Below are 22,179 nucleotides of genomic sequence, written 5' to 3'. Positions count from 1 at the left end.
ACATTAGACTGTGGCGATCAAGGCTGGCCCGAAGGCATCCTTGAGGAATCCAGGGGCGATATAGCGCTCGTAATGCGCCTCTGAAAGCAGAAAGAATTCCCGATCTATCGCATCGCGCAAATCCGCCAGGTGGCGCTCGCGAAACTCCGGCAGCAATGCCAACCCATAGGCATCCAGCCTGGAAATCACCCGTGCACCCCGCGCGATCAGCTGGTATGCCCAGCAATACGGCGACTGGTGCGGCATAAAGCGAATCTTGCGGGCCTCCAACTGCTGTCGCAGGCAGTGTGGGTCGAAAACCTCTAGCTTGCTGGCCATCACCTGCACCAGTAGCTGTTCCAGACGCAGCCACACCGCCTGTTTTTCCTCGGGGTTATAGCCATTCCACTGGATCACCTCGTGGTGATAGCGCTTGCAGCCCCGACAGACCAGATCACCGTAGACGGTGGAGCACAGGCCGACGCAAGGGGTCTTGATGGAGTGCGGCATTTTCAAGCCTTTGAAGAAAGTGTAAGCGTGTTTAGTCGGTGTTTCTGCGTCGCCAAATGGGCAACGATGGCTTCAATCCATTGCGAGCGACACCCATGAGAGCATCGATCAAACCCTGGCTGTATGCCGTGATGTTCACCGCTGTTGCCGGCTGTTCCAACCCACCCACTCAAAGAGACATCGCCATGCCCAAACCCCTGGTATCCCTCGCCGTACTCAAGGCCAAACCTGGCCAAGAACACGCGCTCAAGACTGGTTTGCTGAGCCTGATCGAACCGACGCGGGCCGAACCTGGCAATCTGGATTACGTGTTGTTCGAGCGACGCGATGAACCCGGCACGTTCTATATGCGCGAGGCGTTCAAGAGCCAGGCAGCACTGGATGAGCATTTTGCCACGCCGTACTTCCAGCACTTTGCGGCCACGGCGGATGCTTTGCTCAGCGAGCCGTTGCAGTTGATTTTCCTGGAGCAGGTGTCGAACTGAAGCCGTTGACTGTAGGAGCGAGCTTGCTCGCTCCTACAGCGTTACGTCAGTCCCAGCTCAGCGCACCACCTGTTTGATACTCGATCACGCGGGTTTCGAAGAAGTTTTTCTCTTTCTTCAAGTCCATGATCTCGCTCATCCACGGGAACGGGTTGGTGGTGCCTGGGTACTCTTCCTTCAAGCCAATCTGCGACAGGCGACGGTTGGCGATGAACTTGAGGTAATCCTCCATCATCGCCGCGTTCATGCCCAGCACGCCGCGAGGCATGGTGTCGCGAGCGTACTCGATCTCCAACTGAGTCCCTTGCAGAATCATCTGGGTCGCTTCTTCCTTCATCTCGGCATCCCACAAGTGCGGGTTTTCGATTTTGATCTGGTTGATCACATCGATACCGAAGTTCAGGTGCATCGACTCGTCGCGCAGGATGTACTGGAACTGCTCGGCCACGCCGGTCATCTTGTTGCGGCGACCCATGGATAAAATCTGGGTGAAGCCGCAATAGAAGAAGATGCCTTCCAGCACGCAGTAGTAAGCGACCAGGTTACGCAGCAGCTCCTTGTCGGTCTCGACGGTGCCGGTTTCGAATTTGGGATCGGAGATCGAACGGGTGTATTTCAGGCCCCAGGCGGCTTTTTTAGCGACCGATGGAATCTCGTGGTACATGTTGAAGATCTCGCCCTCATCCATGGCCAGCGATTCGATGCAGTACTGGTAGGCGTGGGTGTGGATCGCCTCTTCGAATGCCTGGCGCAGGATGTACTGGCGGCATTCCGGGTTGGTGATCAGGCGGTACACGGCCAGCACCAGGTTGTTGGCGACCAGGGAGTCGGCGGTGGAGAAGAAGCCGAGGTTGCGCATGACGATGCGGCGTTCGTCGTCGGTCAGGCCTTCGGGGTTTTTCCACAGGGCGATGTCGGCGGTCATGTTGACCTCTTGCGGCATCCAGTGGTTGGCGCAGCCGTCGAGGTACTTCTGCCAGGCCCAGTCGTACTTGAAAGGCACGAGTTGGTTGAGGTCGGCGCGGCAGTTGATCATGCGCTTTTCGTCGACGGCGACGCGGGCGGCGGAGCCTTCCAGCTCAGCGAGGCCTTCGGCGACGTCGAGTTTGTCCAGGGCGGCCTTGGCGCGGATGATCGCGGCGGAGTCGTTGGCGGTCACGTTGCGCGCCTCCAGGGCAGCAGCGGCGCCGGCACCGTCGAGGCGGTCCATGTTGGCTTCGCTTGCATGGCCGGCGTTGGCGCCTTTGATCACCGCTGCACCGGTGTCTTCGTTGTCGACTTCATCCCAACTCAGCATTGAAATACTCCCTTCTGATCCGTTCTGACGGTGTTCAACCCGTCCAAAAAATGTGCGATTTGCAGGCTACCAGGCATTGAAATACTGCGCTGAGTGTGGTCGGTGAATACCGATTCTGCACACTATGTAGTGGTCTGTTCTGTTTGTGGGCACACTATATGGTGTGTAACAAGGTTGGTCAACGCACAAGATATGCGGTCATACGTCGCTGTCGAGAGTGCGGCGCCGGGCAGATGGGCGCCGAAGGACATTCCCCTCATATATCATTATGGAATGGATAAATAGTTATTTATTCCTTTTAATGTTTTCTCGTGAGGCGCATTTTGGGGGCCTGCGCATTCGTGCGGATTGACCCAACAGCCAAAAGGAAAGCCGACATGACCATCAAAGCGATCAACGTGCGCAACCAGTTCAAAGGCGTAATCAAGGAAATTCTGCTGGGGGAAGTCGTGTCGGAAATCGACGTGCAGACGGCGTCCGGCATTGTTACTTCGGTGATTACCACGCGCTCGGTACGTGACCTGGAATTGAAGGTGGGCAGCGAAGTGATTGCCTTTGTGAAGTCGACGGAAGTGTCCATCGCCAAGTTGTGAATGGATAACGTGGGTGGGGATTGCTTACCCCTCCCACGAATGTTTCGCTGGGCGAGTCAGCGCTGGCGCAAGGCACGTTCCATGCGCTGTATACCTTCCTCGAGCATCGCCCGTGGGCAACCGAAGTTCAGGCGCACGAACTGTTGGCTGTCATCGCCAAATTCAATCCCGGCACTCAGGCCGACCCTGGCCTGTTCCAGAAAGAACCGTTGCGGGTCTTCCAGGCCCAATGCGCTGCAATCGAGCCACGCCAGGAAGGTACCTTGTGGTGCGTGCATCACTACACCGGGCAGGCGGGTCTTTAGCGCATCGAGCAGGTAATCACGGTTGGCCTGCAGGTACTGCAACAGCGCAGCGAGCCAGTCGCCGCATTGGCTGTAGGCCGCGCGAGTGGCTTCCAGGCCCAGGGGGCTGACGCTGTCGACCATGCCGCAGCGCGCGTTATTGAAGCGCTCGCGCAGCTCGGCGTTTTGCACCACGGCGAAGCAGGTCTTCAAGCCGGCCACGTTATACGCCTTGCTCGCCGACATCAGGGTGATAGTGCGCTGGGCAATCTCGGGGCTGAGGCTGGCAGTGGGGATATGCCGGCGACCATCGAAGCACAGCTCGGCATGAATCTCGTCGCTGATGATCAGCGCGCCGCTGTCAAGGCAGGCGTCGGCCACGGCCTGCAGTTCTTCGCGGGGGAATACTTTGCCGATGGGATTGTGCGGGTTACTCAGCAGCAGCGCACCGGCACCGCTCAATGCCTGGCGCATCGCAGGCATTGGCGTGACGTATGCGCCGTTGATCAACTCGAACGGCATTTCGATGCGCGGCAGGTTCCAGTTGCCGGGTGCCAGGCGAATCGGCCGGTAGTTGGGGGTTTGCAGCACTACCGCTTGGCCGGGTTTGACGAAGGCGTGCAAGGCCATGTTGAAACCAGGCTCGACGCCAGGCAGAAATAGCAGTTCTTCAGGTTGTACGCGCCAGGCGTACTTGGCCCACAGGTCCGCGATGATGGCCTCGCGCACATCCGGGCCGGCCATGCTGTAGCCAAGAATCTGTTGGTCGAGGCGCGTGTGCAGGGCTTGCAATACAGCGGGCGGCGCGGCGATGTCCATATCGGCGATCCACATCGGCAGAACGTCTTGCGGGTAGCGGCTCCACTTGGTACTGCCGGTACCGTGGCGTGGGTGGAGCGTGTCGAAATCAAAGCTCATGAAAAAGGCTCGTATCAAAGCGGCGGCGAAAAAGTGGCGCTGATTCTAGCGCCATTGGCGGTACAAATGTGGGAGGGAGCTAGCCCCCTCCCACATTCGGTTTATTCGCTGTTTCGTTACGCGTCCGTTCCATGACCGACAAGTTCTGTAATAAAAACGCCATTGCACTGGGGATTAGATTTGGGAGCGGCTATTTTGGCGCATCTCAATAAATAGAGTAGCCATGGATGAAATACCAACCTTTGCACCGCACTTTGATCGCCACTGCGCTCGTGTTGACAGTCAGCGGTGTTCACGCCGCTTCCCAGGCCCCGGTAGCCGGTGAAAATGGCATGGTGGTGACGGCCCAGCACCTGGCCACACATGTCGGCGTGGATGTGCTCAAGGCCGGCGGCAACGCAGTGGATGCAGCCGTTGCCGTGGGCTACGCGCTGGCGGTGGTGTACCCGGCGGCGGGTAACCTCGGTGGCGGCGGTTTCATGACCGTGCAACTGGCGGACGGACGCAAGACCTTCCTCGACTTCCGCGAAAAGGCCCCGTTGGCGGCCACCGCCGACATGTATCTGGACAAGGCCGGCAACGTGGTCGAGGGCCTCAGCGCCAAAGGCCATTTGGCGGTCGGCGTACCGGGTACCGTTTCCGGCATGGAACTGGCCCTGAGCAAATACGGCACTCTCAAGCGCGCCCAAGTGATTGCCCCGGCGATCAAACTGGCGGAAAACGGCTTTGAGCTGGAGCAGGGCGATATCGACCTGTTGCACACCGCCACTGGCGAATTCGAGAAAGATCAGGATTTGCGCGGGATCTTTCTGCACAACGGCCAACCGATGCAGGTGGGCCAGAAATTGGTGCAAAAAGACCTGGCCAGAACCCTCAAGGAAATCTCCGCCAAGGGCACCGACGGTTTCTATAAAGGTTGGGTGGCCAAGGCCTTGGTGGATTCCAGCCAGGCCGGCAAGGGCATCATCACCCAGGCTGACCTCGACAAGTACAAGACCCGCGAACTGGCGCCCATCGAGTGCGATTACCGTGGTTACCATGTGGTCTCGGCGCCGCCACCCAGTTCGGGCGGCGTGGTGATCTGCCAGATCATGAACATCCTCGAAGGCTACCCGATGGCCGACCTCGGTTATCACTCGGCCCAGGGCCTGCACTACCAGATCGAAGCGATGCGCCATGCCTACGTGGACCGCAACAGCTACCTCGGCGATCCGGATTTCGTGAAGAACCCGATCGAGCATCTGCTGGACAAGAACTACGCCACCAAGTTGCGCGCTGCCATCGAGCCGCAAAAGGCCGGTGATTCCCAGGCGATCAAGCCAGGTGTGTCACCCCACGAAGGCAACAACACCACTCACTATTCGATCGTCGACAAATGGGGCAACGCGGTCTCGGTGACCTACACCCTCAACGATTGGTTTGGTGCCGGGGTGATGGCGAGCAAGACCGGGGTGATCCTCAACGATGAAATGGACGACTTCACCGTCAAGGTCGGCGTGCCGAACATGTACGGGCTGGTGCAGGGTGAGGCCAACGCTATCGCACCGGGCAAGGCGCCGCTGTCGTCGATGAGCCCGACCATCGTCACCAAGGACGGCAAGGCGGTCATGGTGGTCGGCACGCCAGGTGGCAGCCGCATCATCACCGCCACCTTGCTGACCATCCTGAATGTGATCGACTACAAGATGAATATCCAGGAAGCGGTCGACGCACCACGCTTCCATCAGCAATGGATGCCCGAGACCACTAACCTTGAGACCTTTGCGGTCAGCCCGGATACCCAGAAGATCCTCGAAAGCTGGGGCCATAAGTTTGCAGGCCCGCAAGATGCCAACCACTTGGCGGCGATCCTGGTAGGCGCGCCTTCCCTGGGTGGCAAGCCAGTGGGTAACAATCGTTTCTATGGGGCGAACGATCCGCGGCGCAACACGGGCTTGTCGTTGGGTTACTAAAACCTGGTACGGTAAAAATGTGGGAGCGGGCTTGCCCGCGAAAGTGGTGGGTCAGTCTATGCATGTGCTAGCTGATACATAGCATTCGCGGGCAAGCCCGCTCCCACAGGGGAAGTGTGTCAGCGCTTGAGCAACTGCTCTACTGCGGAAAATGCCGCTTGGCGACGCTGCTCCCAATCCCCGCGAATCACCACCACCGGCTGTTGATGCTCTTGCATCCACTCCAGGCTGGCCTGGAAAAACGCCCGGCGATCGGCCAGTTCCGGCTGGCAGCGCTGGCCATCGGCGCTCCATTCCACGTCCTCGGGGGAGAGCAGCAGGTGCAGGTCGTACTGCCGGGCCAGCAGTTCGTCATCAAGCCAACCGGGGTAATCGCCAAACAGGGTCTGGCTCCATAGCCTGTTGGTCAGCAAATGAGTGTCGAGGATCAACAGGGCAGGGTGCCGGGCGCGGGCGCTGTCTTCCCAGGCTAATTGGCCATGGGCGATGGCGGGGATATCCGCCAGGGTCGTGTCACGCTGATGGTGATCGATGAAATGCCGCACGTATTCACCCACCATCAACCCGCCGAAGTGCGCGTTCAGTTGCGCCGCCAACCAGCTTTTGCCGCTGGATTCGGGGCCTGCCAGTACCACCACCTTCATGAGTGCAACGCCGGGTCGGTGCGCCATTCGCGCCAGCCTTGTACGGCAATCACGGTAAACAGTGCATAGAGCGCGGCTGTGAGGTAGAGGCCTTTGTAGAGGAACAACCCAACAAAAATCACGTCAACGACAATCCACAGCGCCCAGCACTGCACGCGTTTTTGCGCCATCCACATCTGCGCCACCAGGCTGAAACCGGTGAGGGCGGCGTCGAGCCAGGGCTGGGCGGCGTCGGTCCAGTGAGCCATGGCGGCGCCGAGCAACAGGCTGCCGACGGCGCCTACGGCCAGGCTGATCATGATCGCAGGCGCTCGCAGGCTGGTGACCTGACGGCCCTGTTTGACTTCGCCGGCACGGGTCCATTGCCACCAGCCATACACCTGCAACGCGGCGTAGACCACTTGCAGCAGCATGTCGGAGTAGAGCTTGACCTCGAAAAACACCCAGGTGTAGAGCAGCACCATCACCAGGCCGATGGGCCAGCACCAAGGGTTTTGTTTGACCGTCAGCCAGACAGCGATCACCCCCAGGGCGGCGGCGAACAGTTCAAGCCCGGACATGGCGGATCCTTGGGAAGTGGGAGAGGGCGGTGATTGTACCCAGAGCTCACCGATCCTCAAAACACAGCAATACAAATGTGGGAGGGGGCTCGCCACCATGCCCCGTGTAGGAGCGAGCTTGCTCGCGAAAAACGTCAACGGTAACGCGTGTTTCCTGAGTAAACGCGGCGCCTCTGGGTTTTTCGCGAGCAAGCTCGCTCCTACATAAGGCTAAGCAAGCCCCCTCCCACAATTTACCCGGCGCTAGATTCGGAACTGACGCAACAGCCCATCAAGCTGTTCACTCAAGCCCCGCAACTGCGCACTCGCCACGCTGGATTGTTCCGCCGCCAGCGCCGTGCTGTGGGACAGCCCGGCCGCCTGGGTGACGTTCTGGTTGATGTCTTCCACCACATGGGCTTGTTGCAGGGTGGCGCTGGCAATCGAAGCATTCAACCCGTTGAGGTTGTGCAGTGCCTGGCCGATGGCGGTGAGGCTGGCTCCGGCCTGGCCGGCCTGTTCGATGGTCAGTTGCGAGGCACTGTGGCTGTCGCTGATGACCTTGACCGCCGCTTCCGAGTGGCCTTGCAGGCGCTCGATCATCACCTGGATTTCGGCGGTGGATTTCTGCGTGCGCTGGGCCAGCAAGCGCACTTCATCGGCAACCACCGCAAAGCCACGGCCTTGCTCCCCGGCGCGGGCAGCTTCGATGGCGGCGTTGAGGGCGAGCAAGTTGGTCTGATCGGCAATGGAACGGATCACTTCGAGTACGCCGCCGATCTGCGTGCTTTCGCTGGAGAGCGTGCGGATCACCTCCACAGCCTGGCTGATGGTGCTGGAGAGCTGATCGATCTGCTGCAAGCTGCCGTCAATATTCACTTGGCCCTGTTGCGCCTGGGCCTGGGCATCGCGCATTTCGCTGGCCGCGTGCTCGGCATTCTTGGCCACGTCCTGCACGCCGTAAGTGACTTCGTTGATGGCGGTGGCCACCAGTTCCATCTGCTGCGACTGCTGCTGGCTGCGGTCGTGGGCCTGGCTGGCGTTGTGGCCCAACTCGGTGGATGACTGGCCCAAAGCGTTCGCGCATACCTGCAATTGGCCGACCACCTGGCGCAACTTGGCGGTGAAGCCATTGAAGTGGCGGGCCAGCTGGGTAAGCTCGTCGCTGCCATGGGTGTCCAGGCTGCGGGTCAGGTCGCTTTCACCGCTGGCAATATTGCCCATGGCATTCACCGCCGCCTGCAACGGCTGCACGATACTGCGGGCGATCAGCACCACCAGCACGGCCATCATCAGCGCAATGCCCAGGCCGATTGCCGAGGCTTTCCATACCTGGGTCTTGAACTCGGCCTGCACATCATCGACGTACACGCCGGAGCCGATAATCCAGCCCCAGGGTTCGAACAGCTGGATATAGGAGGTTTTCTCCACCGGTGCGTCGGCGCCCGGTTTCGGCCAGCGATAGTTGACGATCCCGGCGCCCTTGGCCTTGGCCAGAATCACGAACTCATTGAACACGGCGAAACCATCCGGGTCACGAATCGCCGAGAGGTTCTGGCCATCGAGCTTGGGGTTGGCCGCGTGCATGATCATCACGGGGGTGAGGTCGTTGATCCAGAAGTAGTCATCGTGGTCGTAGCGCAGGCCACGCACCGCGCTCAGGGCTTGCTGCTGCGCGGCGTCGCGGGTCAGTACCCCGGTTTTTTCCAGGTTCTGGTAATACCCGAGTACGCCACTGGCGGTCTGCACCACGTGCTGGGTCTGCTGGCGCTTGGCCTGGTAGAGGTCGCCGTGGATCTGGTTCAGCATCAGCAGCCCCAAGGCCAGCAGCATCAACACGGCGACTATCAGGATCAGCCAAAGGCGGCGGCTGATCGACATGCTCCGCAAACTGTTCATCGTCCTGTCACTCCATGCTCTTTATAATTGTGGTGCTGCTTCGAGATTTCCGGCGTGTCTGATAGGCTTTCGGCCCGGAATCGAAAAACCTGAGTACTGCCTGATTTTTCACGGAATTTTTGCAGACCGGCGTTGAGAATCAACCGCGGGCGCTTGAGTGCGCTCATCGTCAGTGAACTTTAAAAAAGACTAAGAGGCATGCCACGCGCATGACCTTTGGAGAGAGCATGGATTTTTGGACCGCCATACAGGCATTGATTCTCGGCATCGTCGAGGGGCTGACGGAGTTCCTGCCGATCTCCAGCACCGGGCACCAGATCATCGTCGCCGACCTGATCAATTTCGGCGGCGAGCGTTTCGAAGCTTTCAATATCATCATCCAGCTGGGCGCGATCCTGGCGGTGGTCTGGGAGTTTCGCCGCAAGATCCTCGATGTGGTCATCGGCCTGCCGACCCAGCCCAAGGCCCGGCGTTTCACCGTCAACCTGATCATCGCCGTATTGCCGGCGGTGGTATTGGGGGTGATTTTTGCCGACCTGATCAAGCATTACCTGTTCAACCCGATCACCGTCGCCAGTGCCCTGGTGGTCGGTGGGGTGATCATGTTGTGGGCCGAACAGCGCCAACATGCGGTGCGCGCTGAAACGGTGGATGACATTACCTGGAAAGACGCCCTCAAGGTCGGCCTGGCCCAGTGCCTGGCAATGATTCCGGGCACTTCGCGCTCCGGTGCGACGATTATCGGCGGCCTGTTGTTCGGCCTGTCGCGCAAGACGGCCACCGAGTTTTCGTTCTTCCTGGCCATGCCGACCATGGTCGGGGCGGCGGTGTACTCGGGCTACAAGTACCGCGACCTGTTCCAGCCGGCGGACTTCCCGGTATTCGCCATAGGTTTTGTCACCTCGTTCATTTTCGCCATGATCGCGGTCAAGGGCTTGCTCAAGTTCATCGCCAGCCACAGCTACGCGGTCTTTGCCTGGTACCGGATTGCCTTCGGCCTGGTCATCCTGGCGACCTGGCAATTCGGCTGGATCGACTGGACTGCGGTCAAGCCATGAGCATCCAGCATCCACGCCTGAAGGCGCTGATCTTTGTGTTGTTATTCGCCGCGCCACTGTTGGGTTCAGCGGTGCTGTGGTATCGCGGCGAGACGGTGATCCCGCTGGCGGCGTATGGCGTGGTCAGTGTGGTGGCGTTCTTCCTGTACTGGAGCGACAAGCGCAAGGCGCAGACCGAGGGCCGGCGCATCCCGGAAAACATTCTGCACGCTGTCGAGCTGGCAGGCGGTTGGCCGGGTGCGCTGATTGCCCAGCAGGTGTTCAGGCACAAGACGCGCAAGGTGTCTTACCAGGTGCTGTTCTGGGTGATCGTGCTGCTGCATCAGGTGTTTTGGCTGGACCAGCTGTTCCTGGGCGGTACGCTGCTTTCAATCCTCTAGCAACAAACCGACCTGCGTGCGCTTGGGCAGTTTGCTCACCACCAGTTGGTGGGAGCGCTGCAACAAGCCACGCAGCTCATCGGCGCCCAGCGGGTAGGGCGTATTCATGATGATCCACTGCGCCCGCGCCAGATACGGTGCGGGGTGGATACCGGGGCGGTCGACATGGCCCAGGAACAGCTCCTTGTCGACCTTGAACGCCAGCGAGTCGCCGCGCAGGTTCTGCAAGGCGAACATCTTGTTGCCGGCAATCGAGAACACGCGCACGCCGCCCCATTTATAATCTTCCCGCGCACCGGGCAGGGTCAGGCAGAACGCGGCCACTTGTGTTTCGGTCATGCTCATAGCAGTCGATCTCCACAGCCTTTGAAGCCTTCTTCCAGGTAGTCGATCCACGCGCGGATCGCTGGCAGCACGCCGCGCCGATGCGGGTATACGGCCTGCAACCAGCCGCCCGGCAATGACCATTGCGGCAGCAATTGCACCAGGCGGCCGCTGGCCAGTTCCTCTTCGCAATACATCATCGGCAGCACCGTAAAGCCCAGGCCCATGATGGCGCTGGCCTTGCGCACGATGAAGTCATCGATGCCCAGGCGGGCCTCCATCACCAGATCGTGAAGGTTGCCCTGGGGGTCGATAATCCGCTGGTGCACCATGCGGTCGGCTTCCAGTGCGCCGAGTATGGGCAGTTGCTTGAGGTCTTCAAGGGCGAGGACCTGCCGCTCGCGCATCAATGCCGGGCTGGCGACCAGCACTGTCTGGGCCTGGCGCAGGCGCTTGGTCACCAGCAGCGGGTCTTCATCACCCAGTTCGCGCACACGCAGGGCCACGTCAATGCCTTCGGCGACCAGATCGACGCGGCGATTGACCAGGGTCATGTCCAGTTGCACCAACGGGTGCGCGGCCAGAAAGCCTGCCACCAATTCCGGCAGGATCTGCTGGGCCAGACCCACCGGGCACGTGACCCGCAGGCGTCCACGCGGCTCGCTGGACATGCTCGCCACGGCCTCATCGGCCATCTCCGCTTCCAGCAACATCGCCTGGCAATGGCGCAAGTAACGCTCGCCCACGGCAGTCAGGGTCAGTTGTCGGGTAGTGCGTTGCAGCAGGCGCGCTCCCAGGCGCTCTTCAAGCTCGGCAATGCGCCGTGACAGCCTGGACTTGGGAATCCCCAGCAGCCGGCCCGCCGCGGCGAAACCGCCGGCTTCGACGACTTTGGCGAAATAGTAGAGATCGTTGAGGTCTTGCATGGTCGGCCTATTGTCCTGTCAGTAGGACAAACTATCGCATTTCAGGTGGCTTATCGACTATTGGTTTCATGCGTAGCATCACCACCATCTGATCGCCACTGTCGATCCCACCTCGGAGATCCACCATGAAACTACTGCATATCGATTCCAGCATCCTCGGCGACAACTCGGCTTCCCGCCAACTCAGTGCCGGTGTGGTCAAGGCATGGCAAGCGGCTGAACCGGGTGTGCAAGTGACTTACCGTGACCTGGCCAGCGAAGGCATCAACCACTTCTCCGGCGCTACCCTGGGTGCACTGGGCACTGCGGCCGAACTGCGCGATGCCGCGCAAAAGCACGAGGCCGAACTGAGTGCATCATCGCTGGCTGAATTCCTCGCCGCCGATGCCATAGTGGTAGGCGCGCCGATGTACAACTTCACTATTCCTACCCAGTTGAAAGCCTGGATTGATCGCATCGCGGTTGCCGGCCAGACCTTCCGCTACACCGAAGCCGGCCCTGAAGGCCTGTGCGGTAACAAGAAGGTGATTATCGTGTCCACGGCCGGTGGCTTGCACGCGGATCAGGCATCTGGCGCTGCCCATGAAGGCTACTTGAAACTGCTGTTCGGTTTTCTCGGCATCACCAATATTGAAATCGTCCGCGCTGAAGGGCTGGCCTACGGTGATGAAGCGCGCAGCAAAGCATTGAACGACGCCAACGTGCGGATCAACCAGCAGTTGTTCGCCGCCGCGTAAGGCTTGTGTAAATTAAGCCGTTGCCCGGTTTCATTCTGAAGCCGGGCGCCTAAACTCTGTATTCTGATCGCCTGAACGCGAGCGGAGTACGGAGTTTTTTCGTTTGTGGCCCAGGTTATGCAGAGGTTATGCAGATAGGGATCCGATACCTGGACTTTTATTCGACATGCCGGTTCTTACGCAGCAAAGGTGGACATCCCCATGATGCGTCTTAGTGCTGTTCTGGTTCTTTCGCTGCTTAGCGGCCTGCTTTCAGTGCACGCTGCACCGGCACCGCACCCGCATTGGAGTGTGGGGTTTCATCGCATGAGCGTGCTCGACCCGCTGGATTCGCAGCCGATGAAGGCCATTGCGTTTTACCCTTCCACTGACACCGAACGCACCACGCCGCTGGGCGCCTATCAGGTCGCGGCCAGTGAAGACGCCAAGGTTGCCATCGGCCGTTTTCCCATGCTGATGTTGTCCCACGGCAATACCGGCACGCCCCTGGCCTTGCATGATCTGGCCACGTCACTGGCGCGCAAGGGATTTGTGGTGGTGGCGGTCCTGCACCCCGGCGACAACTATAAGGACCACAGCCGCCTGGGCACTGTGAGTAATCTGTATGGCCGGCCGATCCAGATCTCCCAGGCGATCACCGCGACCCTGGCTGATCCCATGCTGTCGCCCTTTGTGGATGTCGATCAGATTGGCGTGATCGGTTATTCCGCCGGTGGCGAAACCGCGCTGATCCTGGCGGGCGCCAAGCCGGATTTCGAGCGCCTGCGCCGTTACTGCCAACAACGCCCCGAGGACCGTGATGCCTGCACCACCAAGGGCGAGTTGGTGGTCGACCGCGACGACTTGCAGCCCCAGGCCGACCCACGCATCCATGCCTTGATGCTGATGGCGCCACTGAGCCTGATGTTCGGCCGCCACACTCTGGCCGATGTGCACGTGCCGGTGTTGCTCTACAGTGGCGACGGCGACCAGTTGGTGGCGGTGGACAAAAACGCTGCCGCCCTGGCGCGTAAGCTCCCAGAGCCACCGGACTTCAAGCTGTTAGCCGGGGCAGGGCACTTTGTATTCATGGCGCCATGCGACAGCGATCAACTGGCGACAATGCCAGGCATCTGCACCGATGCCGATGGCGTCGACCGCGAAGGTATTCACCGCGATATGGTCTCTGAAGCCGGGCGCTTTTTCAGCCGAACCCTCGGTGAGGCGACGCGTGCCGGCCTGCAGACGGCTGATCAGTAGGCGCGGCGCCTGAGCAGTACGGTCAGGGCGAGTGCGCTGACCGACAGCAACGCGGCACAGAAGAAGATCCAGCCGTAGCCAAGATTCAACGCCACGGCGCCCATCAACGGCCCGGCAATCGCCAGCGCCAGGTCGAAAAACACCGCATAGGCACTCAGCCCCGCACCTCGGCTGCTGTCCGGCACTTGCTTGATGGCTTCAACCCCCAGCGCCGGGTACACCAGCGACAGGCCAAAGCCGGTCAGCCCGGCACCGATCAAGGCGACGCCGGTGGACGGCGCCAGCCACAGCAGCGTCAGGCCCAGGATTTCGATGCTCATGCAGGCGATGGCGGCGGTAAACCCACCAAACCGGCTGATGGCAGAAATGAACATCAGGCGCGAGAGAATAAAACACGCGCCAAATACCGTCAGGCAATACGCCGCGCCGCTCCAGCCACGATTGAGGTAATACAGGGTAATGAAGGTCGTCAGCGTGCCGTAGCCAATCGACGCCAGGCACAGGCTGGTGCCGAACGGTGCGATTCGCCCGAACACTGCCCAGAACGGCAGCCGCTCACCGCGCACCACCGGCACCGACGGTTTATTGCGGATCAGCACCAGCCCCAGCCCCGCCAACACCGACAGGGCAACTCCCAGGCTGGTATAGCCATATTCCGCCACCATCACCACGCCGACCGGCGCACCAACGGCAATGGCGCCGTAGGAGGCAATGCCATTCCAGGAGATCGAGCGGGCCGTGTGTTCAGTCCCCACCGCGCCCATGCACCAACTGATGGTGCCCACGCCAATCAGGCCCTGGGCCACGCCCAGCAACAGGCGACCGACGATCAGAATGCCCAGGCTCAAGGCTGGCAGGCTGTCCACCAGGGTGGCGATAAAGGTCAGCACGCCGCTGATCAGGATGCCGGCCAGGCCCAGCACTATCGCACGCTTGGTGCCGACGTTATCCGACATCCGCCCGGCCATCGGGCGGCTGAGCAGCGTGGCCAGGTATTGCGAACCGATGGTGACCCCGGCGACAACTGCGCTGAAACCCAGTTGTTCGTGCACATAGCCTGGAATCACCGCAATCGGCAGGCCGATGCAGATAAAGGCTATGAAGGTGTAGAACACGATGGAGACGATCTGCAGGGTGATCGACAGGGAGGAGGGGGCGGCAGGCATGGGTACTCGATCGCTGGCGGGCGGTGCGGCCATGATGCCACTGCTCTAACCAATGTGGGAGGGGGCTTGCTCCCGATCGCAGAGTGTCAGCCAACAGATCTATTGACTGAAACACTGCTATCGGGAGCAAGCCCCCTCCCACATTTGGATCTGACTGCCCTGGAAGCTGAGGGCGTTCTTAGAACACCACACCCTGGCTACGCAGGTAGTCGTCATAGGTGCCGCTGAAGTCGATCACGCCGCTTGGGCTCAACTCGATGATGCGGGTGGCCAAAGACGATACGAACTCGCGGTCGTGGCTGACGAAGATCAGCGTGCCCGGGTAGTTTTCCAGTGCCAGGTTCAGCGCCTCGATGGATTCCATGTCCAAGTGGTTGGTCGGTTCGTCCATGATCAGCACGTTCGGCTTTTGCAGGATCAGCTTGCCGAACAACATGCGGCCTTGCTCACCACCGGAGATCACTTTGACCGACTTCTGGATTTCGTCGTTGGAGAACAACATGCGGCCCAGAGTGCCACGGATCATTTGTTCGCCTTGGGTCCACTGGCCCATCCAGTCGAACAGGCTCACGTCGTCTTCGAAGTCGTGGGCGTGGTCCTGGGCGTAGTAGCCCAGTTCGGCGGCGTCGGTCCACTTGATGCTGCCGGCATCCGGGGTCAGTTCGTTGACCAGGGTGCGCAGCAGGGTGGTCTTGCCGATACCGTTCGGGCCGATGATTGCCACGCGCTCGCCAGCTTCAACCTGGAAGCTGAAGTCCTTGAACAGCGGCTTGCCGTCAAAGCCTTTGGCCATCTTTTCGACCATGACCGCCTGGCGGTGCAGCTTTTTGTTCTGCTCGAAACGGATGAACGGGCTCACACGACTCGACGGCTTGACTTCGGCCAGTTGGATCTTGTCGATCGCCTTGGCACGGGACGTGGCCTGCTTGGCTTTGGAGGCGTTGGCCGAGAAGCGGCTGACGAAGGATTGCAGTTCGGAGATCTGCGCTTTCTTCTTGGCGTTGTCCGACAGCAACTGCTCGCGGGACTGGGTCGCCACGGTCATGTACTCGTCGTAGTTGCCCGGGAACAGGCGCAGCTCGCCGTAGTCCAGGTCAGCCATGTGGGTGCACACGCTGTTCAGGAAGTGACGGTCGTGAGAGATGATGATCATCAGGCTGGAGCGCTGGGTGAGGATGTTTTCCAGCCAGCGGATGGTATTGATGTCCAGGTGGTTGGTCGGTTCGTCGAGCAACAGCACTTCAGGGTCCGAGAACAGCGCCTGAGCCAGCAATACACGCAGTTTCCAGCCTGGGGACACTTCGCTCATCGGGCCGAAATGCTGCTCCAGGGGAATCCCCAGGCCCAGCAACAACTCACCGGCGCGGGATTCGGCGGTGTAGCCGTCCATTTCGGCGAACTCGGTTTCCAGCTCGGCCACGGCCATGCCGTCTTCTTCGCTCATTTCCGGCAGCGAGTAGATACGGTCGCGCTCGGCCTTGACCTTCCACAGCTCTTCGTGGCCCATGATCACGGTGTCGAGCACGGTGAATTCTTCGTAGGCGAACTGGTCCTGGCGCAGTTTACCCAGGCGCACATTCGGCTCCAGCATGACCTGGCCGCCGGACGGGTCGAGGTCGCCACCGAGGATTTTCATGAAGGTCGACTTGCCGCAACCGTTGGCCCCGATCAAACCATAGCGGTTGCCGGCGCCGAACTTGACCGAGACGTTCTCGAAGAGCGGCTTGGCGCCGAACTGCATGGTGATGTTAGCTGTGGAGATCAATTACTTTACCTATCAATGGGTTGCGAGCGTGACGGCAGGTGCCTTCAGGCATGCGTCAACAGCGACATCAAGGCGCGAAACCCGGTCGCTGAGCGGAAAATTTGGGATGTGTGTTGGAATTTGGCGCGCATTGTCGCATATGTGAGGCGACAGTTGTATGGCAGTCGACGACGATGTTCCGCGCCTTGCGTGATTCGAAGCGCTGAAACCAAAGCTCGGGCCGGCGGGCAGGTATTCATTTTTTAGGTAACGATTGACAGTCCTTTCCCGTCCATCACCAATCTGTCCCGGCCATGGGCACTGAGGCCACATCAAAAGTCATCTGAAAAGGGGCAATGGGTATGGGGGTTTTCGATTACAAGAGCATGACGGGCCAGAAGGCCAAGGCGCTGCTGAACGACGCTTTGGCCTTGTCCGATTACGCTTATGACGCCAGCGGCCAACCGCTGACCGCTGGCGGCTGGGCGCCTATCGGTGCGCAAGCACTGGGGGTGACGCAGAAAGTCGACGAGTACGGCACCTTTTGGGGCGAGACGGTATTGGCTCCCTCCGCCAACGTCAAGATTGTGGGGCAGTACGATGGCTTGGGTAAGCTGATCGCCATGGGGGTTGCCTTTCGTGGGACGTCCTTTGGCTTGTCCTGGGATGGATTGGGCGACGTCGCCAGCGATCTGGCTGCTGCCGCCGTTCCCGGATACGCCGCCAATTATGCTCAGTTCGCGTTCAGTGGCTTATTGGAGAACGTCGCCAGCTACGCCAGGAGCCAGGGCTTGACCGGCAAGGATATCCTGATCACCGGCCATAGCCTCGGCGCACTCGGGGCCAACAGCTTGGCGACCTTGAGCCATGATCATTGGGGCGGTTTCTTCGAGGATGCCAACTACGTCACCTTTGCCTCACCCACACAACGTTCGGGTGACACTCGGATCTTGAACATCGGCTATGAGAATGACCTGGTGTTCAAGGCCATTGATGGCGAAGGCATCAATACGTCGGCACTGCGCTGGGGTAACGATAGCGTTTGGGATTCGGCGGCCAATAACCTGGTCAGCTTTACCGATAACTACGCCTCGGCCTGGGCGCATTTACCCAATGCCCTCAACTGGGGAGTCGGCAAGGCTCACTCCCTGGACGGTTACATCCAAGGCATGAAGCGTATCGCGTCCTCGGATTTCTACGACCTGACCAGCAAAGACTCGACTATCGTAGTCTCCAGCCTCAGCGAGGCCACGCGTGAAACCACCTGGGTGCAAGACCTGAACCGCTACGCCGAAAAACACACCGGCAATACCTTCATCTTCGGTACCGAGGGCAACGACCTGCTCAAGGGCGGAGCGGGCAATGACTTCCTGGAAGGTGGCGCAGGTGATGATCGTTTCCGCGATGACGGCGGCTACAACATCCTGCTGGGGGGGCAGGGCAATAACGTCTTCGAACTGCAAAAGCCACTGGGCGCCTTCAGCTTTGCCAATGACGGCGATGGCACGTTGTATGTCAACGACGCCTATGGCGGTATCAGTATGACCCGGGATATCGGCGCATTGGTCAGCAAAGAGAAGGCCTATATACCCTGGACTTCAATCCCTTGGGGCTCCAATGACATCACTTATAAGGTGACCGGCGATGGCCTGCTGGCCGGTAACGACCTTACGCACTACGTGGCCTCTACCAACGGCGATGCGCATGACAATGTCCTCACCGCTCATGCCACGGGTGATTGGCTGTTCGGCTTGGGCGGCGACGATCACCTGATCGGAGGCCCGGGTAATGACGTATTTGTTGGCGGCACCGGCAATGACCTGATGGTTGCAGGCGGTGGCAGTAATACCTTCCTGTTCGACGGCATCTTCGGCAACGACCGGATCCAGGGTTACCAGGCCAGCGATAAACTGGTGTTCATGGGTATGGCTGGCCTGGGTCAGGATTACGATTACCGCTCTTATGCCTCGACGTTCGAGGACAACACCGTGCTGGCCTTTGGTGACAACTCGGTGATGTTAATGGGCGTGAACATGACTCAGTTGAATGGCGCAGGCATCTTTATTTCCTGAACGCGGGCGGGGCAGAGCACCTTGGATGACAGGGGGGCTCTGCTTCAGCCCATTACCGGCACCTGCAGGCTGGGTTTTGCCAGGGTTTCCGGCATCGCCAGCCACAACAGCAGCAACGCCACGCCCGCCACGCCCGCCAAGGTCAGAAAGGCTGCGTTATAGCCGGCCTGTTGCACCACGAAGCCGGCCAGGCTGCTGCTTAGCGCCGCGCCGAGGCCGAACACAGTGGAAAGGGCGCCTAGACTGACATTGAAACGCCCGGTGCCTTGGGTCAGGTCCTTGACGATGACCGGGAACAACGCGCCGAAAATACCCGCGCCGATACCGTCAAGCATCTGCACCGCCACCAGCCAATACGGATCGCTGGACAGGGTATACAGCACGCCACGCAGCGGCAGGATCAGAAAGCCGGCCAGCAACAGCGGCTTGCGCCCCCAGATATCAGCCTTGAGCCCGACCAGCCAGGCGATCGGGACCATGACCAACTGTGCAGCGACAATGCAGGCTGAGGTCAGGGGGGTGGCCATCTGCAGGTTGATCTGCGCCAGTTTCTGGCTGACCAGTGGCAGCATCGCGGCATTGGCCAGGTGAAACAGCGCGCAGCACACGGCGAACAGCAGCAACGGGCGGTTGGCCAGCAAGACTGTCAGGCCCGATGGCTGCTCATGGTCACTGTGATGGGCGGGATCGAAGCCACGGGCCACGTCATGATCAATCGCCTTGCCAGAAACACAACTGACCGCAATGACACTGGCGACCGCCATAAACGCCATCAGGTAAAACACCACCACCGGCCCATACAGATACGCCAGGCCCCCGGCCAGCAGTGCGGCCACAGCGTTGCCGGCGTGGTTGAAGGTTTCGTTGCGCCCGGTACGCCGAGTGAAAGCACGGGGGCCGGTAATACCAAGGGAGATGGCAGAAATGGCCGGGGCGAATACCGATGCGGCAACGGCGCTGGCGGCCTGGGTCAGCGCCACCCAACCAAATGAACTGACGAAGGGCAGTATCAGGCAACTGCCGGTGACCAGCAGCGCGGCAATCGCGATGACTGCACGCTTGCTGCGGGTTCGGTCGATCAGCGCACCCGCCGGGCCCTGGGTGATCAAGGCGGCGATACCGGCCAGGGTCATGACTACGCCGATACTGGCCGGGTCCCATTTATGGACCGCCAGCAGGTAGATCGCCAGGTACGGCCCGAGACCGTCGCGAACATCCGCAAGAAAGAAGTTCAGGCTGTCCAGGGAAAGGGCGGTACGCAGATCTGAATGATGGGCCACAGTGCGACCTTCAAGAGCGGCGTTCAAGGGCTGAACACGCGATGGCTTAATGACCGGTAGGCTTGGCCATAAGTTTCGCTGGGGCTGCGGGTTTTATCTGGCAGATATTTGGCTTATGTTCCTAAGCCCGCTGTATTGACTTTCTGGAGACGCAATGGACATGCCCTCAGCGCAAGAGGCGATTGCCAGCAATAAAAACGCTTGGGACGAATCGGCCCGGTTGCACAAAGACACGGCGACCTGGAGGGAGCTACTGGCCTCGGTGGCCGAACCTGACTTTTCCTGCCTTGACCCCACTATCACCGCGTTGCTGCATGAGATAGGTGTGGTGGGCAAGGACGTGGTGCAATTGTGCTGCAACAACGGACGCGAAAGCCTTTCGTTGTATGGCTTGGGGGCCCGTTCGGTGGTGGGGGTTGATCAATCCCGGGAGTTTCTTGAACAGGCGCGGGAATTGGCCGAGGTCTCGCCACACAGCCCTGATTTCATTGAGACCGATATCCACCATTTGCCGGAGCGTTTGCAGGCACGGTTCGATATTGCCCTGGTGACCATTGGCGTACTGGGTTGGATGCCGGATGTGGCGTTGTTCATGCGCCAGGTTGCCCGTGTGCTGAAGCCCGGCGGTACGTTGGTCATGTACGAAACCCATCCCTTTCTTGAGGTGTTTGACCCCTGTGGGGCCAACCCGATGCTGCCTGCCAGTTCTTACTTCCAGCGTGAACCCTTTGTGCTGCAGGAGGCAATTGTCTATGAAGGGAAGGACGAGCGGCCCGGGCCGACCTCCTATTGGTATGTACATACCCTGGGCAGTGTGCTCAGCGCGGCTATCGCAGCGCAGTTGCAGATCGCTCATTTGCAGGAATACCCGCATTCCAACCGGGAAGAACTCTACGATCAATATGAGCATCAGGCCGCGCAACTGCCCCTGTGCTTTACCATGACAGCGATCAGGCGTGATGGCTGATAAAGGTTTGCGCACGCAAAAAAAAGGCCCGCGAGGAGAGGGCGGGCCAAGTGATTCACTGGAGTAGGTAGGCCTGACCTTATAGGTCGAAAAGTGAAGGCCTTGTGAAAATGCCGTGATCAAATCGGATAGTCACGTCTAATGCCGATCAGTGTAGGAGCGAGCAAGCTCGCTCCTATGCATGGACTCTTTCTGGCCGATACTGCCCAGGGTCTTGCCATGCAGGTCACCGCCCAGGCCCACCTGCCATCCGCCTGCGCGCAGCGAGTTGGCTTCGGCCAGCAGATTGCGCGCAGAGGCCATGATCAGCGCCCAGGTCAGTTCCGGCGCCGCATGTTTATAGCTGTCGGTGCCGCACACCTGGATACCCAGGGCCTTGGCGGCGGCAATATCGATGGCAGCATTGCGCATACCGCCGGTGACCAGCAATTTTAGCTTGGGCAGCCCTTGCAGCAAGGCCTTGTCGAAGGTGGAGCGTTCGCGCATGACGCAAATCACCTCGAAGCCCTTCAAGCGTTCAACCATTGTCGCCGTATCAGCGGGGTAGTCGTGGAGAAAATGTACCTGACCCACGCCGTCCAGCGCCGACCAATCCACCACGTCACTGGCGACGTTCTGCCAGTCATCTATCACTGCGATCTGTATCGACATGCCATGGGCCTCGAAATCAAAGGGCATTCATACCCTGCAACAGCGCTTTATGAAACTGCTCCGGTTCTTCCATCTGTGGCGCATGGCCCAGGCCGGGGAATTCCACCAGTGTGGCGTGGGGAATCAGCTTGGCCACCTGCTTGCCCAGCACCTGGTAATTGCCAATCCTGGCCTTGACCTCGGGCGGCGCCACATCCTTGCCGATCGCAGTCGTGTCGCTGGTGCCAATTAGCAACAGGGTGGGCACCTTCAGATCCTTGAATTCGTAGTACACCGGTTGGGTGAAGATCATGTCGTAAATCAATGCCGAGTTCCACGCGACTTGGGTATGCCCCGGGCCTTTGTTCAGGCCGGCGAGCATATCCACCCAGCGTTCGTATTCCGGCTTCCAGCGCCCGCCATAATAGGTGTCGCGTTCATATTTGCGCACCCCGTCGGCACTCATTTTCAGCTCGCGCTGGTACCACTGGTCGACGCTCTGGTAGGGCACACCGAGGGCTTTCCAGTCTTCCAGGCCGATAGGGTTCACCAGTCC

General features: G+C 59.9%; 22 protein-coding genes and 1 pseudogene. 9 read left to right on the top strand and 14 right to left on the bottom strand.

The genetic code is table 11. The annotated features are described in order from the left end of the window. Positions 1-3: 3 nt before the first annotated feature. On the bottom strand, positions 4-489 hold the full coding sequence (locus JH25_RS25350; protein ID WP_032875684.1) for a DUF1289 domain-containing protein: 486 nt from the start codon (positions 487-489) through the stop codon (positions 4-6). A gap of 185 nt (positions 490-674) precedes the next feature. Between JH25_RS25350 and JH25_RS25355 the strand changes: the two genes are divergently transcribed. Further along, positions 675-974 carry a putative quinol monooxygenase gene (locus JH25_RS25355; RefSeq protein WP_032875681.1) on the top strand — a complete coding sequence of 100 codons (300 nt, stop codon included), beginning with the start codon at positions 675-677 and terminating at the stop codon, positions 972-974. A gap of 46 nt (positions 975-1,020) precedes the next feature. On the opposite strand, the gene JH25_RS25360 is transcribed toward JH25_RS25355, so the two are convergent. Then, a complete protein-coding gene (locus tag JH25_RS25360) occupies positions 1,021-2,271 on the bottom strand; it encodes a ribonucleotide-diphosphate reductase subunit beta (RefSeq protein WP_005788524.1) in 1,251 nt (416 codons plus the stop codon). Positions 2,272-2,648: 377 nt separating this feature from the next. On the opposite strand from JH25_RS25360, the gene JH25_RS25365 reads away from it, so the two are divergent. Beyond that, complete coding sequence (locus tag JH25_RS25365; RefSeq protein WP_003173733.1) at positions 2,649-2,864, top strand: TOBE domain-containing protein; 216 nt, start codon at positions 2,649-2,651, stop codon at positions 2,862-2,864. Positions 2,865-2,920: 56 nt separating this feature from the next. Here the strand turns inward: JH25_RS25365 and JH25_RS25370 are convergent, their stop codons facing one another. Next, the gene (locus tag JH25_RS25370) at positions 2,921-4,066 is read right to left on the bottom strand and encodes a MalY/PatB family protein (protein WP_032875678.1); all 1,146 of its coding nucleotides are present in this window, start codon (positions 4,064-4,066) and stop codon (positions 2,921-2,923) included. Positions 4,067-4,293: 227 nt separating this feature from the next. Between JH25_RS25370 and ggt the strand changes: the two genes are divergently transcribed. Then, positions 4,294-6,018, top strand: coding sequence for a gamma-glutamyltransferase (ggt, locus tag JH25_RS25375; protein ID WP_032875675.1), 1,725 nt, complete (start codon positions 4,294-4,296; stop codon positions 6,016-6,018). A gap of 119 nt (positions 6,019-6,137) precedes the next feature. On the opposite strand, the gene JH25_RS25380 is transcribed toward ggt, so the two are convergent. The 4 genes from JH25_RS25380 to JH25_RS28520 form a co-directional block, all read right to left on the bottom strand. Then, positions 6,138-6,662, bottom strand: a complete 525-nt coding sequence (locus JH25_RS25380; protein WP_032875672.1) for an AAA family ATPase — start codon at positions 6,660-6,662, stop codon at positions 6,138-6,140. Continuing rightward, on the bottom strand, positions 6,659-7,222 hold the full coding sequence (gene pnuC, locus JH25_RS25385) for a nicotinamide riboside transporter PnuC (RefSeq protein WP_032875669.1): 564 nt from the start codon (positions 7,220-7,222) through the stop codon (positions 6,659-6,661). Before pnuC ends, JH25_RS25380 begins: the two co-directional genes overlap by 4 nt. 243 nt (positions 7,223-7,465) lie before the next feature. Continuing rightward, on the bottom strand, positions 7,466-9,100 hold the full coding sequence (locus JH25_RS25390; protein WP_032875667.1) for a methyl-accepting chemotaxis protein: 1,635 nt from the start codon (positions 9,098-9,100) through the stop codon (positions 7,466-7,468). Then, positions 9,097-9,267, bottom strand: a complete 171-nt coding sequence (locus JH25_RS28520) for a hypothetical protein (RefSeq protein ID WP_164699485.1) — start codon at positions 9,265-9,267, stop codon at positions 9,097-9,099. Before JH25_RS28520 ends, JH25_RS25390 begins: the two co-directional genes overlap by 4 nt. 60 nt (positions 9,268-9,327) lie before the next feature. Here JH25_RS28520 and JH25_RS25395 point away from each other — a divergent pair, with 60 nt between their 5' ends. Together JH25_RS25395 and JH25_RS25400 are read left to right on the top strand one after the other, a co-directional pair. Beyond that, on the top strand, positions 9,328-10,158 hold the full coding sequence (locus tag JH25_RS25395) for an undecaprenyl-diphosphate phosphatase (RefSeq protein ID WP_005788518.1): 831 nt from the start codon (positions 9,328-9,330) through the stop codon (positions 10,156-10,158). Continuing rightward, complete coding sequence (locus tag JH25_RS25400) at positions 10,155-10,538, top strand: DUF1294 domain-containing protein (RefSeq protein ID WP_032875664.1); 384 nt, start codon at positions 10,155-10,157, stop codon at positions 10,536-10,538. Before JH25_RS25395 ends, JH25_RS25400 begins: the two co-directional genes overlap by 4 nt. Here the strand turns inward: JH25_RS25400 and JH25_RS25405 are convergent. Both JH25_RS25405 and JH25_RS25410 read right to left on the bottom strand, forming a co-directional pair. After that, positions 10,527-10,883, bottom strand: a complete 357-nt coding sequence (locus tag JH25_RS25405; protein ID WP_032875662.1) for an MmcQ/YjbR family DNA-binding protein — start codon at positions 10,881-10,883, stop codon at positions 10,527-10,529. The genes JH25_RS25400 and JH25_RS25405 overlap by 12 nt on opposite strands. Further along, positions 10,880-11,788: a LysR substrate-binding domain-containing protein gene (locus tag JH25_RS25410; RefSeq protein ID WP_032875659.1), complete on the bottom strand. Its 909-nt coding sequence runs from the start codon at positions 11,786-11,788 to the stop codon at positions 10,880-10,882. Before JH25_RS25410 ends, JH25_RS25405 begins: the two co-directional genes overlap by 4 nt. Positions 11,789-11,913: 125 nt before the next feature. On the opposite strand from JH25_RS25410, the gene JH25_RS25415 reads away from it, so the two are divergent. Both JH25_RS25415 and JH25_RS25420 read left to right on the top strand, forming a co-directional pair. Further along, on the top strand, positions 11,914-12,525 hold the full coding sequence (locus tag JH25_RS25415) for an FMN-dependent NADH-azoreductase (protein ID WP_005788514.1): 612 nt from the start codon (positions 11,914-11,916) through the stop codon (positions 12,523-12,525). 201 nt (positions 12,526-12,726) lie between these two features. After that, positions 12,727-13,764 (top strand): alpha/beta hydrolase family protein, encoded by a 1,038-nt coding sequence (locus tag JH25_RS25420; protein ID WP_032875656.1) that lies wholly within the window; start codon positions 12,727-12,729, stop codon positions 13,762-13,764. Here JH25_RS25420 and JH25_RS25425 read toward each other — a convergent pair. Further along, entirely contained in the window at positions 13,758-14,930 is a 1,173-nt protein-coding gene (locus JH25_RS25425; protein WP_032875653.1) for an MFS transporter, read from the bottom strand. The two genes, JH25_RS25420 and JH25_RS25425, sit on opposite strands and share 7 nt — an antisense overlap. Before the next feature lie 178 nt (positions 14,931-15,108). Beyond that, entirely contained in the window at positions 15,109-16,695 is a 1,587-nt protein-coding gene (locus JH25_RS25430) for an ABC-F family ATPase (RefSeq protein ID WP_003191057.1), read from the bottom strand. A 341-nt stretch (positions 16,696-17,036) separates the two neighbouring features. On the opposite strand from JH25_RS25430, the gene JH25_RS25435 reads away from it, so the two are divergent. Further along, complete coding sequence (locus JH25_RS25435) at positions 17,037-18,746, top strand: polyurethane esterase (protein WP_032875650.1); 1,710 nt, start codon at positions 17,037-17,039, stop codon at positions 18,744-18,746. A gap of 44 nt (positions 18,747-18,790) precedes the next feature. On the opposite strand, the gene JH25_RS25440 is transcribed toward JH25_RS25435, so the two are convergent. After that, entirely contained in the window at positions 18,791-20,026 is a 1,236-nt protein-coding gene (locus JH25_RS25440) for an MFS transporter (protein ID WP_032875647.1), read from the bottom strand. A 154-nt stretch (positions 20,027-20,180) separates the two neighbouring features. Here JH25_RS25440 and JH25_RS25445 point away from each other — a divergent pair, with 154 nt between their 5' ends. Next, the gene (locus JH25_RS25445) at positions 20,181-20,993 is read left to right on the top strand and encodes a class I SAM-dependent methyltransferase (protein WP_032875644.1); all 813 of its coding nucleotides are present in this window, start codon (positions 20,181-20,183) and stop codon (positions 20,991-20,993) included. Between the two features lie 189 nt (positions 20,994-21,182). Here JH25_RS25445 and JH25_RS0126740 read toward each other — a convergent pair. Both JH25_RS0126740 and JH25_RS25450 read right to left on the bottom strand, forming a co-directional pair. Then, positions 21,183-21,644, bottom strand: a pseudogene (locus JH25_RS0126740) (D-2-hydroxyacid dehydrogenase family protein); the annotation flags it as partial. A 16-nt stretch (positions 21,645-21,660) separates the two neighbouring features. Continuing rightward, the coding region (locus tag JH25_RS25450; protein ID WP_236648011.1) for an alpha/beta fold hydrolase at positions 21,661-22,179 on the bottom strand (519 nt) is incomplete at its 5' end.

The organism is Pseudomonas sp. BRG-100 (assembly GCF_000737955.1).
Classification (GTDB): Bacteria; Pseudomonadota; Gammaproteobacteria; order Pseudomonadales; family Pseudomonadaceae; genus Aquipseudomonas; species Aquipseudomonas synxantha_A.
This window is presented reverse-complemented; position numbering and strand designations above follow the sequence as displayed.